Annotated in this window: 14 protein-coding genes; 5 read left to right on the top strand and 9 right to left on the bottom strand. The window is 40.0% G+C overall.

The genetic code is table 11. From position 1 onward, the window contains the following. Positions 1-60: 60 nt before the first annotated feature. Positions 61-1641: a hypothetical protein gene (locus tag R2J37_RS05350; protein ID WP_316266452.1), complete on the top strand. Its 1581-nt coding sequence runs from the start codon at positions 61-63 to the stop codon at positions 1639-1641. A gap of 584 nt (positions 1642-2225) precedes the next feature. Here R2J37_RS05350 and R2J37_RS05345 read toward each other — a convergent pair. The 9 genes from R2J37_RS05345 to R2J37_RS05315 form a co-directional block, all read right to left on the bottom strand. After that, a complete protein-coding gene (locus R2J37_RS05345; protein ID WP_316266450.1) occupies positions 2226-3116 on the bottom strand; it encodes a Fic family protein in 891 nt (296 codons plus the stop codon). A gap of 377 nt (positions 3117-3493) precedes the next feature. Beyond that, positions 3494-4402, bottom strand: a complete 909-nt coding sequence (locus tag R2J37_RS05340) for an Abi family protein (RefSeq protein ID WP_316266448.1) — start codon at positions 4400-4402, stop codon at positions 3494-3496. Positions 4403-4657: 255 nt separating this feature from the next. Further along, complete coding sequence (locus R2J37_RS05335; RefSeq protein ID WP_230106683.1) at positions 4658-5587, bottom strand: DDE-type integrase/transposase/recombinase; 930 nt, start codon at positions 5585-5587, stop codon at positions 4658-4660. Positions 5588-6185: 598 nt separating this feature from the next. Continuing rightward, entirely contained in the window at positions 6186-6476 is a 291-nt protein-coding gene (locus R2J37_RS15280; RefSeq protein WP_416387396.1) for a helix-turn-helix domain-containing protein, read from the bottom strand. Between the two features lie 419 nt (positions 6477-6895). Continuing rightward, entirely contained in the window at positions 6896-7084 is a 189-nt protein-coding gene (locus tag R2J37_RS15275; protein ID WP_416387395.1) for a 4Fe-4S binding protein, read from the bottom strand. Beyond that, positions 7068-7430: an EFR1 family ferrodoxin gene (locus tag R2J37_RS05330; protein WP_316266446.1), complete on the bottom strand. Its 363-nt coding sequence runs from the start codon at positions 7428-7430 to the stop codon at positions 7068-7070. The genes R2J37_RS15275 and R2J37_RS05330 overlap by 17 nt, the downstream gene beginning before the upstream one ends. Before the next feature lie 80 nt (positions 7431-7510). Beyond that, positions 7511-8077: a TetR/AcrR family transcriptional regulator gene (locus R2J37_RS05325; RefSeq protein WP_256193151.1), complete on the bottom strand. Its 567-nt coding sequence runs from the start codon at positions 8075-8077 to the stop codon at positions 7511-7513. Between the two features lie 122 nt (positions 8078-8199). Further along, positions 8200-9069, bottom strand: coding sequence for an SIR2 family NAD-dependent protein deacylase (locus R2J37_RS05320; RefSeq protein WP_256193152.1), 870 nt, complete (start codon positions 9067-9069; stop codon positions 8200-8202). A gap of 31 nt (positions 9070-9100) precedes the next feature. Then, positions 9101-9751: a nitroreductase family protein gene (locus R2J37_RS05315; protein WP_316266443.1), complete on the bottom strand. Its 651-nt coding sequence runs from the start codon at positions 9749-9751 to the stop codon at positions 9101-9103. A gap of 222 nt (positions 9752-9973) precedes the next feature. On the opposite strand from R2J37_RS05315, the gene R2J37_RS05310 reads away from it, so the two are divergent. The 4 genes from R2J37_RS05310 (at position 9974) to R2J37_RS05295 (ending at position 16282) form a co-directional block, all read left to right on the top strand. Next, complete coding sequence (locus tag R2J37_RS05310; RefSeq protein ID WP_316264893.1) at positions 9974-11287, top strand: IS30 family transposase; 1314 nt, start codon at positions 9974-9976, stop codon at positions 11285-11287. A 337-nt stretch (positions 11288-11624) separates the two neighbouring features. Continuing rightward, the gene (locus R2J37_RS05305; RefSeq protein ID WP_316266441.1) at positions 11625-12446 is read left to right on the top strand and encodes an ABC transporter permease; all 822 of its coding nucleotides are present in this window, start codon (positions 11625-11627) and stop codon (positions 12444-12446) included. Positions 12447-12494: 48 nt separating this feature from the next. After that, the gene (locus R2J37_RS05300) at positions 12495-14057 is read left to right on the top strand and encodes an FHA domain-containing protein (RefSeq protein WP_316266439.1); all 1563 of its coding nucleotides are present in this window, start codon (positions 12495-12497) and stop codon (positions 14055-14057) included. Then, complete coding sequence (locus R2J37_RS05295; protein WP_316266437.1) at positions 14054-16282, top strand: serine/threonine protein kinase; 2229 nt, start codon at positions 14054-14056, stop codon at positions 16280-16282. Before R2J37_RS05300 ends, R2J37_RS05295 begins: the two co-directional genes overlap by 4 nt. Positions 16283-16284 lie beyond the last annotated feature (2 nt).

Genomic DNA, 16284 nt, shown 5'->3' with positions numbered 1-16284 from the left:
TAATGCGTATATAGATATTGCAAAAAACAACGCACCGCAGGATTTAGAGAGGTTTAGTAAATGAAAAAAGATACTATAGGAATAAATGTTATTAAATACGGGGAATTTCACACCTATTATCCTTTAAAATTCGATACCGATTTGTCCTTTGAAAATCTATGTACTGCTATTGCAGAAAGTTCCTTTATTTTTAAAGAGGAATATAGTGAAAAAATCCTTCATGCTTTAGGCGTGTCGCTAGCTCAGACTATAGAAGAATTCAATCAAAATTATTCTTCTAGCGACTCCGTATACCTTAAAATACAAGATTTTGAAAAGTACAAATCAACTACTTCCTCCCCTCTTGATATAAAAAATCAAGAATTACGAATTGAACTTGATGATACTGGAAATTCTTTAAAAATTGCAGTAATTAATACAGAACTTGAAGCATTAGAAAATCGTATTAGACGTATACAAGATGAATATGAACACTCTTCTCAGTATTATGGACAATATTTTGTGAATTCACATGAACGGTTTCTTTTACTTCCATTGAAGATCGAACTTAATAGCAAAGAAAATGTCTGGCTTTTCGCTATATTATATGTTTTCTCAAATAAAATGGGAGTACTAAAATTAGAACTTCCTTTAATAAATGTTGACTCTAAACCCTTAAAAAATAATGAGGTTAATCAGTTTATTTCAAAAACACATTGCACATGGAAAGATGATTTTAGTTCAGTTAATACTTTAGATGAAATTTCAAAGTTCTATGTTAATACTCTTTACAAAAATCTTAAAATTAGCATTTGGCAATATAATGATACTATAAATCATATCATTTTAGCGGACTTTGATGGAGTTCCGTCACAAATAAATAATCTTCCGGATATTCTTCAAGAAGACATATTTCGTATTATTTGCGCTCCTGTATCTGAAAGGTCTTGTACATCATATAGAAACGATGCCAAAGAATATTTACGAAACCATTCTTGGGGAAATCACAACATGAAATATGTTTTAAAAGCCACTGGCGGCTGTCTCTCATTTGTTGATCAAGCTCTATTAGACTATGCTTGCGAAAAATTTAAGGATAAATATAGAACCAACGTGTTAACTGAGAGTGACTATTTTTATATTTGTAATCAAATATCACGTGATTTACAAAACAATGCAGAATTAGCTTTACTGATTATTATTCTCAAAAAAGCAAATAACCATAATACAATTATCCAAAAAATTAACGCTCCCCAAAAATTAACAAAAATTCAAAATGAATACTGGGAAAACATTAAATTTATTTGTCAATTACAAGAGGGCTGTTATGGAAGCGTAAGTGAACAAATTTCTATTTTTGAAAATATGATGCCTTATTACACTAAACAAAAAATTATAGATACCAAGCTTTCCGCAATAGATAATATATTAAACAATAAACGTCAAGAACAGAATAATAACTTTCAAAATTTTATCGCTATTGGAGGGCTACTATTAGCGATTTTTTGGGGGTTACCATCCATATATGACACCTTAAAATTATTAAGGGATTTCTTTACTTTTATTCCTCAAAACATCCCATATATTTCAATTAATAATTGTAGCATTTTTTTATGGTTAGTATTAAATGTCGCTATCCTCGTTCGTATTTTCAAAAAATAATTTTGCGTTACAATATAATATGTGGCAGTATTTTACAAAATATTGCCGCATATTACACATTGCATAATATAAATAAAGCTGAGCTTTAAATACCTATTTTACTCTATCAAAAATCATATCGAAACATCTAAAAGTTGTAAACACGTTGTAAAATATTTCTTTAGTATATGGAAACCCGCATAAAATAAGGAAATTTATAAGAAACGGCAACTCCTTCCGTGGCATATGAAAAGTATTTTTATCATAATCTCTATATCCCTCCATAAGTCTATAGTTCTTTTCTTTCAGTAGCTTTTAAAATATCAATCCGTGCTGATTTGATACTAACACTTCCCATTTACCGTATCGCTTTTCGTCCACTCTGAGGATATACTCCTTTTCCTGCAAAGATTCCATGATTCGCTTTATGATGCTGAATGATTTGTCAGTTTCTGTCACCAATTCTTTTTGTTTAATTGACAGATTCTTAAAGATCAATTCCAAGACCGCTGGTTCTCCCAAAGTACCAAATTGAAACTTAAGAATTTTGGTGTTGCCACTTTGAGTTCTTATCTTCTGACATAGCTTCATCCCGTTTCCTTATTTTAATACTGGATTCTAAAATAATCCAAATACGCCTTATATCGGTCCTGTGCAGTCAGGCAGGTATCTGTCAGATAGCCTTTTTCATTACCCCACTCCTTCAATCCTCTATAGTAGAACATCTTCAGGTTATCCTCAATAATGAATGGAACGATATTATATTTCAAACATTCCTTGAACATAATCAGCCTGCCCACACGACCATTACCGTCCTGAAACGGATGGATTCGCTCAAACTTTACATGGAAATCCAGAATCTCTTCAAAGGTCTTTTCTTCTTTTGCGTTATACGCTGTCAGCAATGCTTTCATCTTACCGGCAACTTCTTCGGGCAGGGCAGTATCCATGCCGCCCACCTCATTAGGCATTTTCTTATAATCCCCCACTGCAAACCAGTCTTTTCTGGAATCGCTGGTTCCGCTTTTTAAAGTCAAATGAAGCTCCTTGATAAACTTCTCAGTTAAAGCAGATTTTGCATGGTCGATGATCATATCAATACATCGAAAATGACTTGCGGTTTCAATCACATCGTCTACATTGAGAACTTCATTCTCTATGCCGATGGTATTGGTTTCAAAAATATATCTGGTCTGATCATGGGTCAGACGACTTCCCTCAATATGATTTGAGTTATACGTTAAATCAATTTGTGTTTTATGGTAAATACCTCCGAAATATTTACTTGCTTTTTGTTCCTGCAAAATATCCAGCAATGTAGGTGAATGTTCTTTCCTTTTGTTGGAACGCTCTGGTTTTTCGGCGTTCTCTGGAATATTCCAGGTCTTTCCGGTAAGAAAAGCACCCTGCACACGCCCGTGAGCACAATAATTTCTCACACTGCGATCCGATATATTCCATTTTTTTGCTATTTCAGCAACTGAAAGGTATTGCATCTGCTTTCCTCCGTTATCAATCGAATCTAATACTATACGAATTTATATTATAGTATACCACATTATCGGCAATAAATCCAAAGAATTCCTGCGTTGTTCAATATATTTTTGCCGTTTTCGGAAATTTCAATTGTCCAAACATGTCATTGCTTGTTTTGCCAGCGTCCTATTATTCACGTGTTTATTTACTAATTTTCGATTATTAAAAATCACGCAGACTTCATTCGTTTTTATGTTCATATTTTATTATAGTTAAGAACAATAACTCTAATAAAATAGCGAAGTGCTTATCGTAACACTTCGCCGAAAGCCTAATCGGTTTGAGCATAATATGCTTGATTAGGTCTGCTTTAATATTTTATGCAATTTAACTGAATTTAAACACTCAAATGTGCTTTCCAATCTGTCGGCATGTTCATTGCTGTAAAACTGAGCACACTGCCATTATTCTGAAGCAGCTTATCCAATTCATTAACAAATAACATCCATTCTTCATCTGACGATCTCAGATATTTCATTGCCAGCAAAATCTGATATAACCCGTTATGTGCTGGTGCAGGTGTTACTTTATCAGCATTCAGAATTTCCGGCGTGGTATGTATTGTTCGATTATATATTCTGGAATTATGAGCACACATATTTCTCAATATAGAAACAGCTTGTACCCATGAAGCAAACATTTTCTGTGATGGATTCACCAAATTTCCTTTTTCAGAGGTATACTTATAATTAGATGCCAAAATCGAATAAGTACTGCCTGTACCTGTTTTCAAATTTTTAATTATCTTTGATAATGTTCCAAAGGAAAGAACTTCCACAACTGCCCATACCGGCACCTCACCTTCATGATTATCAAAATTATGTTTGATGAACACGTCATTAGAACGGGCAATCTCTGATGCTATTGTGGACATATTCTGCCAGTACATTTTTTTCTCTTTAAAAATTGATGAATCCTGTAAGATTAAAGCATCTCCATGTATCAGTAATGCTTCCACTAATCGGACTCTTAATGCTATTTCAATTTTGGAAATCATTGAGAAAATCAGAGCTGATAATTCCCGATCAAATTGATACAACTGAAAAACATCATCAAACTTAGTTCCAGGAATATACTTTTTTGCCGAATTATCGTATAAATGAAACGAATATCCGCGTAGGCGGTAAAAACCTACAGATTTCAATGCCTTCTCTACATTTTTCCGAGATGTTATCTCCATTCCAGCGTCAATGTAAGATTGCATCTGCTGTTCAATTGTTAATATTCGTTTTGGATATTGATACATAAAACACCCCATAAATGAAAAAGTCCCACCGGGTTGCGCATGAAAATCAGAGGCGTGGTGGGTTCTGTTAATATTATTATAACGTTTTTATTACAACTGTCAAGATTTCTTTTTACATAAAAGAATTGTATAGGTGTCAATGATTGGTAACACTTCACCCTGAAAGAAATGTCAAGGGAGATGGAGGCTCCTTGGGGGAATACCACCTGACTCTGACATTCTCTTTGTGATATAATCCTGCCGTCCTTATCTACTTTAAAACATGACTCCTTGATACATTTTTACGATCGTATTCGGACTTTTCATCCCCAGACACGTCTTGATGTAGTTATTCGATCTCCTCTGGTACACTTCCAGCTGTTTCCGGCCGTCTTCCAGGCTATACATCCGCATCTGCTTATAAAATCTCGCTTCATCTGTCCGGTGCTGGCGTTCTACTTTCCCGTTATGTCTCGGCGTTGCTATCTGTATCCGGTGATACACGATCCCCAGCTCCTCCAGGGCCTTTTCAAACAGAGTCAGATGTTTACTCTTGATCACTAGCAGGCGGTTGGTAAACTCTGTCCCGTTATCCGTCTGCACCTCCCTGACCGGAAACGGCGCATGACGAATCAGTTTTTCCAGAAAATCTCTGGAACTATAGGTGCTATGTTCATCATACAACTCTCTGTATGTCCATCTGCTGCATTCATCCACTGCAGTATATTGATAATATTTTCTCCCGTCTGCTATGCAATACGAAGGCACATATTTCACATCAATCTGTATTTTCTGTCCTGGATAATCTGCCCGCCGATACGGCTTCAACTTTCGTTTCTTTTTCTTCTTTTTCGGTGGTTTCAAATCCTTTAACCGGGCTGCGATTCGTTTAAATCCTCCATAGCTGCGTGTATAACCGTCTATTTCTACCAGTTCCTGATACGCCAGGAGTAAGTCCGACCATTTATATTTCTTTAATCGTCGACGGATCTGACGGAGTTCCTGTTCTGTATGACTTCTTGGCGATGTTTTAGGTCTGTGGCTACGATCCTCCAGACTGGATGCCGTCCCATCATATCGGGAAAGCCATTTATATACTGTTTTTCGGCTCACTTTATATCGGATTGCCGTTTCTGTTACAGAATGTTTTTGCGCATATTTAACAATACGTTGACGCTGATATTTCGGGTGTGATAAACTCGACATACAAGGATTCTCCTTTCGATCTGACTATTGGTTTCTCGACAATTCCAATATATCACATCAAGGTGAATCCTTGTTCTTATTTTGTTACCTATCTATTGTACCCCAACACAAGATTTCTTTTTACATAAAAGAATATGTGTTCTCTTTCAGCCCTCTATTGCATCATGTGTAACAGATGTATACTGCAATGTCAATTATCTATATATCAACTCATTCAATACAAATACCCAGCCGCCGAAACAACGTTTTTTATCATTGTGCGGCACACGGCTTGAATTATCTTTCCACAATCCCTACAATATCTCTTTTTTTGAGAATAACAACCGAGTTATTCTCCTTGATTTGTATACTATCAGCAGTGATGGATGTTACCATAACTTCTTGATACCCATCTGTAGAAAGTATAAATGTTGCAAGATTTGACGAATGCATTTGTATGGTACAAATCTTACCAAGCAGGGGCTTGAACGGATCACAAATAGGTGTTATGGTGGCAGGAAGCACCGGAAGCGAATTTTGCTTTCTCCTTCCTAAGTCAAGTTTAGTAACAGTATCAATATGTTGTTTTAATACTATCCCATATTTCAGGCTTTTACTTCTATCTGTCTGGTAAAAACAAATATATTGATTGTCCGATAATAGCAGCCATATAATAACCGCTATCCCAGTTCTTTAAATCAATATTGCACCACGCTCCAATAAAACGGCTGTAATCAATGCTCTGAACCACCGACGCTTTATCCTGCGGGATTTGAACAGCTTCACAATCTCTTAACAGATAATCCAACGAGCACTTAAACACCTCGCTCATCTTTAACAGTTTATCCGTCTCAGGATATGCTATATCGCTTTCCCACTTGCTAATGGCCTGCCTTGATACCCCAAACACAGATGCCAGCTGTTCTTACGTGATATTGTTCTCCTTGCGAAATTTTGATATTTTTTCTCCTAATGTCATAACGTAACCGACCTCCCGCTTAATCAAACTGTAGTATGATTATACTCATATTCCGCGGAAATGCCCACCATCTTTCCGTTTCTAAATGTAAAGTTCAAGTTGCACCTATGATTATAACTCTGTTTCAAAATGACGGCAACGATGTCTCCGCTTTGGGAAAATATTCTGAAACAAACATTTCCACACCTCCACAATATTTTCATTCTTCTAACATTGTCAAACTATTTGAGGGCAGTGGATATTATTTCCCCTGCCCTCATAATTTTATATGAATACCTCTATTTACTGAATCGATTTTCCAAGTTCATATGCCTGCTGGATTTCAGGTTTATCGTTAATATCTCCCACGTTCATATTGCCTCCTGCAAGCACATGGCCAAGATTTTTCCAGCGCAAATGTTCCATTTATCATGGAATTTGATCTGTTTCTCAAGCGTTATATTATTTGCCGGACAGACTTTCACACAGATACCACAGCGGATACAGGCACTATTTACTAAAAATGCTTTTGCATTTTCTCCTTTATCCTGCTGCTCCATAAGTAGCACGCATATAGCGGAAAGGTCTGTATCTGTTTGCGTCGGTTTTGAATTGATAGCCGTATGACCTGACCGATTTTTGAAGTTCCTGCATGGAAGCTCCTGCTAAATTTCCGTAAGTAGCAACAGCAAAAAGATATTCTGTTTGAAATTTCGCCTTGCTTAGAAATTCCCGAACCATTTTAGGTGGGTTGAGGCAGTAAAGAGGAAAAATAATTCCGATTGCTTCATCTTCAAATATGAAGCTTTTTTCTTTCATCACCTGTGGAATTGAAACTAATTCTCCGTTAAGTCTTTTTGCTACTGCAAGACTGTTTCCTGTTCCTGTAAAATAAAATATTTTCAATGGTATCAGCTCCTTTATTTATAATCAAATGTTCGTTTATTTTAGATGCAAAAAAGAAAGCACCTTTATGGTGCAGTCTTTTAACGTTTGATCGCATCCCAACACATTTGAAAGACCATGTTAAAATCTGTATCGGGCAACATTGAATTTGGCTTTCTGTATTCCTTAAAAATCTGTTGAATAGGATAATAACAGAAACTAATCAATAAGATAGGGGACGTCTGTTTCAACACACCTTCTTTAATGCCCCGTTCAAAAATTCCGACAATCTCTTTGCTATGCTGTTCTATTTCATTCAACACCTCCTCTGTAGCAAAGGGAGAGTTGCAGGATTGCTCGATAAAAAGAAATTCCTCTGTGTACTCTTGTATATAGCGCAAAACATTTTTGCAAATTTTCTTCACAGAGTTTTCTACTGTCTCGTTCATTTCAAGTCCTTTTGCACATTCCTTGTGCATTTGGATTTTCACATCAGCATATACCTTATTGAACATATCGTCTTTGTTTTCATAATAGACGTACAAAGTGGACGAGGACACACCTGCTCTTTTAGCAATCTTGCTCATGGACACATTAGAAAAGCCAATCTCATTAGACAGACTGATTACCGCTTTAGTAATCGCATTCTTTTTGTTGTCATCTTTCATTCTCATGGCTATATTATAATCGAATGTTCGTTTTTATTCAATAACCTTTTTAGCGTCGGTGTACAAGGGGACAATACGCTCCAAGCCGTGTTGCCCCTTGTACACCGACGCTAACCAAACTTCTATAAAATATCTTCCAGGAATTTTTGTATATCCATATTCAGACAAATAGATCGCTCCTCGATTTCTCCTGGGCAGAAAGCTTCCCCATAGTTTACGCAGGCATAGACAGCTTTCGGATTTTCCACTGTCATCCTCCAGAAGGGATACTTAATGATCACCGGAGTGTTAGCGCCCACCCCAAGTTCCAAAAACAGTACTTTCTCCCCTTTGTGCTGACGAATAAACTCGTTATAACAGCCTGCTGCCGCATGCCATCCTTCATCTTCCACAAAAGTCCCATCCACCCGCAGGTTCATTGTCATAGGAGCACCGCATACCGGGCATTTGGGGATCAATTCCGTAGGGATTTTCATTTCCTTTTGCTGTAAAACCATCTGCCGCACCGTTTTCTCGTTGTCATAGGTCTTCTGATGACAAGGCTTAGAGCATTGCCACAAACCATAATCTCCTTGGGTGTAAAATAACCGTTCTTTATCAAACCCGGCCATCTGAAACTGATGGTCTACATTTGTTGTAAGGACAAAATAATCTTTCTTCTTTACCAGTTCCAGCAGATCGCGGTAAGGCTTTCCCACGCCGACTTCATAGCGGTTGATCAGAATATGACGGCTCCACCAGGCCCAGTATTCCTCCAGGGTATCATATGGATAAAATCCGCCGGAATACATATCCTGTATTCCATACTTTTCTTGAAAATCCGCAAAGTTCTTCTCAAACCTCTCCCCGCTGTAGGACATTCCTGCAGAAGCGGACAGCCCTGCACCTGCACCGATCACAATGGCATCGGCTGTTTCGATTTCCTGTTTTAACTTTTCAATTTTTTCCAAGTAATCTCCTGTAAATGTTGAGATCGGTCTCCTTAAAAACATTAAATATCACCTCAAAACTTTATGCTGATCATCAAAGATTTTTTCCGGTTGCTGCTTCAAAATGGTATTTGACAATTCCAAGATCAATCTTTGTATAAAACCCAAAACCGGATACCTTTGCGGATACTTTATCTCCATTTAGCTCAAAAAGGAATTTCTGCTGATTCATTGCAGTAGGAGCGAGCATAACAGCGTCCATTCCTTTTTTAAACCAGTCAGGCGCTGCTCCACTTACCTTTGTTACATCTGAAAGCAACCTGTTTTTATGTGGAGCGCCCTGATTTTTTCCATAACCTAATGATATCAGGCATACCTGTTTCTCTCCTCTTCCAATTTCAGCGGCGCTTTTACCATGGGTCATTGCCACCCAGCAGGTATTTAATCCCAGAGACTGTGCAAGAAGAACCAGTTTTTCTCCATAGTAACCGCTCTTTTCGTCAAGATCGGCTCCTTTAGGCCCTACAAGTGCGATATAATTATGCACTCCTGCAAATTTACCGTAGTGTGCCATCATGGAATCAAAACATTTCGGTTCATCAAAAAAGATCTGTATATGAAGCCCGCTTTCTTTATTGACCGCTTCAATCTCTTTCAGCAGAATGTTTCTCTTTTTGGCTTCGATTTTTTTATCTTCATACTGACGTACACTGTGCCTCTGTTCCATTATTTTAATAATATTCATTCTGACCTTCCCTTCGTGCCATTTTTCATAAAAAATTATATCATAATTATTCTCAAATAGTTCCCTCTCAATAAATAAAAGTGATATAATCCAAAAATGAAATTTTAAATTCCACCTCTCCTACGGGTAGTAGCGTTTACTTCTGCACAGTTGATATTTACTCTTTCATACATCCATGGTATGGTTATCTCTCCTTCTGACAGCAGTAGAAGGAGGCTCATCATGAGTAAATATATTCCTGGTAACCAAAAACATCTTACCCTTGAAAACCGTATCTATATCGAAAACGAACTAAATAAGGGCACTTCCTTTAAGGATATTGCCAGGTTCCTGTGTAAGGATCCTACTACAATCTCTAAAGAAGTCAGGGCTCACCGTCTCTCAGACTGGTATCACAAAGGGACTTTCTATAATGCCAAAAACTTCTGTATTCACCGCTATCACTGTAAGAAAACGAACGCCTGTGGAAAGATTGTCCTGTGCGGAATCAAATGCGCATCCTGTCCTACCTGCAACCAAACCTGCAGAAACTTTGAAAAAGAGCATTGCGTAAGGCTTGACCGGGCTCCCTATGTCTGCAACGGCTGTACGAAAAAAATCAATCACTGCACGCTTGCCCACAAATACTCTTATAACGCCAGGTTCGCTGACAGGAAATACCGGGAAAAACTCCGGGATTCTAGAACAGGTATTAACATGACCAAACGGGAGCTTCACAAAAAGGATCAGATCATTTCCCCTCTGATCGAACAGGGACAGTCTCCCTATCATATCCTGACAAACCATCCGGAGCTGGATATGTCCGTCCGTACCCTGTATTCGTATCTTGACCAGGGACTCTTTACGGCAAGGAACATAGATCTGAAACGGAAAGTTCATTTCAAACCAAGAAGGTGCCATAAAACACAGATCACGGACAGAGCAGTCTTTAGCAACCGATTATATCATGACTTCTGTTCCCTTGCCCTTACAGGCTATGTCCAGATGGATACTGTCCATTCTTCCAGGGAATCAAAAAAGACCTTGCTGACCATGTTTTTCACCAAAGAAAAACTCTTCCTTGCTTTTCTGATGAACCGCTGCACCAAAGGCGCTGTCCGTCTTGTTTTTGACCGTCTGGAAAAGCGTATGGGAACCTATGAATTTACTTCCGTGTTTGAATATATCCTCACGGACCGGGGCTCTGAATTTGGTGATCCGGATGCTTTGGAAACCGGCGTAAACGGAATACAGCGTTCCAGCATTTATTACTGTGACCCGATGCAGAGTGGGCAGAAGGGCGGATTGGAACAAGCACACACGATGCTGCGGATGATCCTCCCAAAAGGAACCAGTTTTGAATTCCTTACACAATGGGACGTAAACCTGATTGTGAACCATATCAATTCCACACCGAGGGAAAGCCTGGGTGGGAGGACGCCATACAGCGTCGCGTTGGAAGCACTTGGAGAAGAGGTCTTAAACGCATTTCAGCTTAGACCGATTGCCCCGGATGAGGTAAATCTGACGCCTAAGCTGATCCGCTTTAATCACTAATCAACTGATCGAAATCTGCTGTCAGACTGGAAGTAAACGTTTCACATTTTTTAGATGTGGCCGGTGGAATTCAGTCCCGCACACCGTATTCCAGCGGTCCGTTTCCCATGCCCAGAAATCAAGTATTTTTCGATGAGTTTAGCTAATTATAACAGAAAACTGGAGATTTTGCTTAAAAATCCCCTGTAAAATCCGCGAAAAATAAAGTATGGTGGAATTTACCTCTTCACCGGAATTTAAAATTTCAATTTAGCAAAGTGATATAATAGAATAAATGTTTGTGCGCTCCATGGCAATATATAGGAGCAGCTTTAATTGGAGGGGGAATTTACAGAAAATGTTTTCGACCAAACAGACATCCATCTATTTTAAAAAAATCGCAAGGATTGCCTTCCGGGAGCGGGTATGGAAATTCATGATCTTTGCTGTAATTATCGCGACTTTGGTTGCTGCTATCGTAGGCGACGATATGTTTACTACCTATGAAAGCACCAAATCCGGATTTTTCACGATCGCCTCAGCCTGCATCTGGATCGGAATCTTCAATTCCGTTCAATCAATCTGTAAAGAACACGAAATCATCCGCGCCGAGTACCGCCAGGGAATGAAACTTTCTGCATATATTTCTGCCAATATTTTCTGGCAGATGCTTCTCTGTCTGGTGCAGAGTGTGGTGATTTTTGCCGTGTGCAATGTGTTTATCGACTTTAATTCCGACGGAATTATTACCAGTGCCTATGTGGAATATTTTATTACCATTTTTCTGCTGACTTTTGGGTCTGCTGTTATGGGTATTATGTTATCTTCTATCGCCGGCAATCCTACCACCGCTATGACGATCATGCCTTTTGTACTGATCCTGCAGCTGATCATGAGCGGTGTACTGTTTGAATTAAGCGGCACCAGTGAAAAAATTGCGTACATTACCTTCAGTAAATGGGGAATGTCCGCTTTTGGAAGTATTGCAGACCTGAATAACGCAAAATATCCTCTGAAGATCAGTGAAGCCTATCCCATGGTAGAACGTCTGGAAACAGAAGCCTGCTATGATTGTGTAGCCAGCAACCTTCTCACTGCCTGGGGATGGTGCATCGGATTGATCCTGTGCTTTGCTGTGATCAGCATACTGAGTCTGAAAATTAAAAACAGAGATTCTTAATATCTTTATATAAAAAATAGCAATACATAAGAGAATGGGAGAAAATACATGATGGACAGCGAAAGAACAATTGCCTTTGTCCCGGAGGAACAGAGAGGAAAAACCGCGACGCTGATTATTTTAGACATGAGAAACCGACCGGTAGTGGTACCTTTACAGGGCAATATGACTCTCGGAAGAGATTACGACAAATCAAACTGTGATATTCGTGTACAGTCCAGGATCACAGGACGCCGGCACGGTGAATTTGTTTACAGTGATGTATATCAGGACTACTACTACATTGACAATAACAGTGTGAACGGCACTTATATAAACGGGAACAAACTGACCTCACAGGATGGTGGAACATCTGCCCCATATAAGCTCCAGGAAGGAGACGTTCTAAGAATTGACCATTCCCGGCTGGATGATCCTCATCCGGAAGCAGTTCTTATGATTTTTACATGGAGCTATACCCTGGGCTCCAGATGGACCGTACGATCTATAAAGGGACTGGCAGAGATTCGGATCGGACGGGATGAAAAAAATACCATTGTTCTGGATGATCTTCTGATCTCACGTACCCACGCTGTAATCCGGAAGGAAAACGGTCAATGCTGGATCGAGGATATCCACAGTCAAAACGGCGTGCGGGTCAACGGCAGAGAAATAGAAAAAAGCCAGCTTCTGTATGAGCACGATGTTGTTCGGATCGGTAATACCATTCTCATTTTGTGGGCCGACACGATCATTTACAATATCTTCACTAAAGAAGAAGGCCAGCTCTCTGTGAACATCCGGAAAATGGCGGTGAATTTCGGGCGAAAGACCCTCATCAAGGATATTGAGTTTGAAGCGGAAAATACAGACTTTGTCCTTATCCTTGGCGGATCCGGTGCCGGTAAAACAACGCTGATCAATACGATTCTCGGAGAAAAAAAGGCAGACGGAGAAATCTTGCTGGACGGTCAGAACCTATATCGAAATTTTAAATATATGAAAACAAAAATCGGTCTGGTGCCTCAGTTTTTAAATCTCCGTCTGAATGACAAAGTAAGGGAAACCCTGATGGATGTAGCGGAAATCAAATTACCCAAGCAGGATTATTCTCATCAGGACAAGCTTAGGCGCGTGCAGGATACTATGGAAAAGGTCGGTGTCCAAAACCTAAGTGAACACCTCATCAGCCAGCTAAGCGGCGGACAGAAAAAGAAAGTATCGGTAGCCGCACAGCTTATCGGCTTCCAGAAAGTATTTATCTGTGATGAGCCTGACTCCGGACTGGATGCAGCATCCCGCATGCAGCAGATGGAAATTTTAAAGGAGATCGCTGATAACGGGAAGATCGTCATGGTAATTTCCCATGAACCGGACGACGCCGTCAACAGTGTAACAGGGGAAAGCCTGTTTACAAAAGTACTTGTCATCGCCAAAAGCACAAAAGAACAGTGCGGTCAAATGGCTTTCTATGGAACGGTCCCGGAGGCGCTGGAGTTTTTCCAGGTAAAGCGTCTTCAGGATATTATGTTGGAAATCAATCCCACTTATGAAGGTGGCAAAGGAAGAGCAGACTATTACATTCAAAAATATACATTACAGCCTAAGAAACGAGGGAGGAACAAAAGATGAAAAAGTATTGTTTGAATTGTATGCGTGAAATTACTACAGGTACGCTCTGTGCAGACTGTGTAGGCAAAAAAATTCCAGAGACTGTGCCTCATCAGCTGAAGCCGGGAACGATACTGAATGGAAAATACCTGGTTGGAAATGTAATTGGTGAAGGAGGATTCGGAATCACCTACATCGGGTGTGATACCGTATTGGAAACCAAGGTTGCAATTAAGGAATTTTATCCTGTTGGACGCATTAATAGAAATAATGAAGTTTCCAGTAACTTAACGATCTCTACTGAAGAGCAGAGAGATTTTATCCGAAAAGGCAGGGATCGGTTTCTTGCTGAGGCAAGAAATATTGCGCAGTTTTCATCAGAACCTGGTATTGTAAATGTAAAGGATTTTTTTGAAGAAAACGAGACAGCCTACATTATAATGGAATATCTTGAGGGAAAGACGCTGGCTGCCCATATCAAAGAGTGCGGTCCCATGGACGCTGAAAAAGTACGGGTACTCATGCTTCCGCTTGCAGAAGCATTGTCAAAAATACATAAGCTGGGCGTCATTCATCGGGATATCAGCCCGGACAATATCATGTACCTGAATCAAGGCATCTGCAAACTAATGGACTTTGGTTCCGCCCGTTACTTTATGCAGCAGGATCAGGAGCTTACCAGTACCGTCAAGAGAGGCTATACACCGGAGGAACAGTATACCAGCACCGGAAATCAGGGCCCCTGGACAGATGTCTACGGATTGTGCGCCACCATATATAAATGCATTACAGGAACGACTCCGGCTGATGCCATTGATCGTATGGCCTATGACAGTCTGAAGCGTCCATCCGAGTTGGGAGTAAGGATTTCTCCTGAATTTGAAAATGCCATCATGTGCGGCTTGGCTTTGCATGCGAAGGATCGCTGCCAGAGCATGGATGAATTGCTTCGACTTATGCAGGGCAGTACCCCTGAGACAACCGGAAATGAAGCGGAAGATTCTGACGCCACCATGTTTGCTGATCAGACATATTTTTCGCAGAATAACCCTACTTATACTCAGCCGACCTACACTCATACGCAGCCGACCTATACCCATACTCAGTCTACTACCGGTTACGGCCAGCCGGGAATGTATGATCCGGACGATACAAACAACAGGCAGGCTTCTCCTGAACGCAAAAAGAAAAAATTCCTGATCCCCGCTATTGTAGGCGGTATCGCAGTTGCCGCTGCAGCCGGCTTTATCATCTGGAACGTTGTGGGCAACGACAGTGAGGAAATAGAAACCTTCGGAGATTACTATGTGACCGGATGTAAGGAAGTACTCAAACTTCGGGAAACTGAGGATGAGGACAGCAAGATCCTGACGAAATTAGATAATGGGGAAAAGGTATCTTTAGTGGAACGAACAGAAAATGACTCCTGGAAAGTTTACGTAGAGGCCGAAGACCTTACGGGATATCTGGATTATCACTATCTGACCAACGAACGGGACGCTGCAATGGAACCTATTGAAAAGTATGTAAATGTATCCGGCGACGAGCAGCTGACCATCTTAAGCACTACAGAAGAGGATGCTACTTCTATCGGCATTCTTGAGAGAGGCGATGAAATCACAGTGATGGCAACGCCCGGAGATACCTATGCTTATATTTACGCTCCGGAAGTCAAGACATTCGGCTATGTTGACCAGTCAAAACTGTCTGACGAGGAACCAGCGGAAGAAAAAGAAACTACAGATGCTGCTGCATCCAACCAGGCACAGAGTACCGGCGATGTATTCGGTCCCGGCAATCCGCCATCCAGTAATCTGGGTGTATACTATGTAAATGTGCAGAAAGGATACCTGGCTCTCCGCAATGCCAAGAGCTATGACGCATCCAATGAAATCGGAAAAATGTATAATGGGGAGTCTGTATATGCACTTCGGAATGATGGTGAATACTGGTATGTCTATTCTCCAACTTTGGGCAGCTATGGATATACAAATGCCACTTACCTTCGTTCCTCATCTCAAGGAAAGATTTCTTCCAGCAGCGGATCCACCTATTACGCAAGCGTTTCTTCCGGTTATCTGGCACTGCGAAATGATACTGCTTACGATGCTTCCAATGAAATTGGCAAAATTGCCAACGGACAGCCGGTGGAAGTCGTAGACACCTCCTCCGGAACCTACTGGTATGTATATGTGCCAAGTCTGAATCAGTACGGATATGTAAACAGTGAATATTTGAGGAAATAAGG

Source organism: Claveliimonas bilis (assembly GCF_030296775.1).
Lineage (GTDB): Bacteria > Bacillota > Clostridia > Lachnospirales > Lachnospiraceae > Claveliimonas > Claveliimonas bilis.
This window is presented reverse-complemented; position numbering and strand designations above follow the sequence as displayed.

Excerpts from the sequence above, each read along its gene's own strand:
- R2J37_RS05335 (WP_230106683.1), bottom strand. The coding sequence starts at position 5,587 with ATGTCGAGTTTATCACACCCGAAATATCAGCGTCAACGTATTGTTAAA.
- R2J37_RS05295 (WP_316266437.1), top strand. The coding sequence starts at position 14,054 with ATGAAAAAGTATTGTTTGAATTGTATGCGTGAAATTACTACAGGTACG.
- R2J37_RS05320 (WP_256193152.1), bottom strand. The coding sequence starts at position 9,069 with ATGTTTTTAAGGAGACCGATCTCAACATTTACAGGAGATTACTTGGAA.
- R2J37_RS05340 (WP_316266448.1), bottom strand. The coding sequence starts at position 4,402 with ATGTATCAATATCCAAAACGAATATTAACAATTGAACAGCAGATGCAA.
- R2J37_RS05345 (WP_316266450.1), bottom strand. The coding sequence starts at position 3,116 with ATGCAATACCTTTCAGTTGCTGAAATAGCAAAAAAATGGAATATATCG.
- R2J37_RS15275 (WP_416387395.1), bottom strand. The coding sequence starts at position 7,084 with ATGGAGCAGCAGGATAAAGGAGAAAATGCAAAAGCATTTTTAGTAAAT.
- R2J37_RS05310 (WP_316264893.1), top strand. The coding sequence starts at position 9,974 with ATGAGTAAATATATTCCTGGTAACCAAAAACATCTTACCCTTGAAAAC.
- R2J37_RS05305 (WP_316266441.1), top strand. The coding sequence starts at position 11,625 with ATGTTTTCGACCAAACAGACATCCATCTATTTTAAAAAAATCGCAAGG.
- R2J37_RS05325 (WP_256193151.1), bottom strand. The coding sequence starts at position 8,077 with ATGAAAGATGACAACAAAAAGAATGCGATTACTAAAGCGGTAATCAGT.
- R2J37_RS05300 (WP_316266439.1), top strand. The coding sequence starts at position 12,495 with ATGATGGACAGCGAAAGAACAATTGCCTTTGTCCCGGAGGAACAGAGA.
- R2J37_RS05350 (WP_316266452.1), top strand. The coding sequence starts at position 61 with ATGAAAAAAGATACTATAGGAATAAATGTTATTAAATACGGGGAATTT.
- R2J37_RS05315 (WP_316266443.1), bottom strand. The coding sequence starts at position 9,751 with ATGAATATTATTAAAATAATGGAACAGAGGCACAGTGTACGTCAGTAT.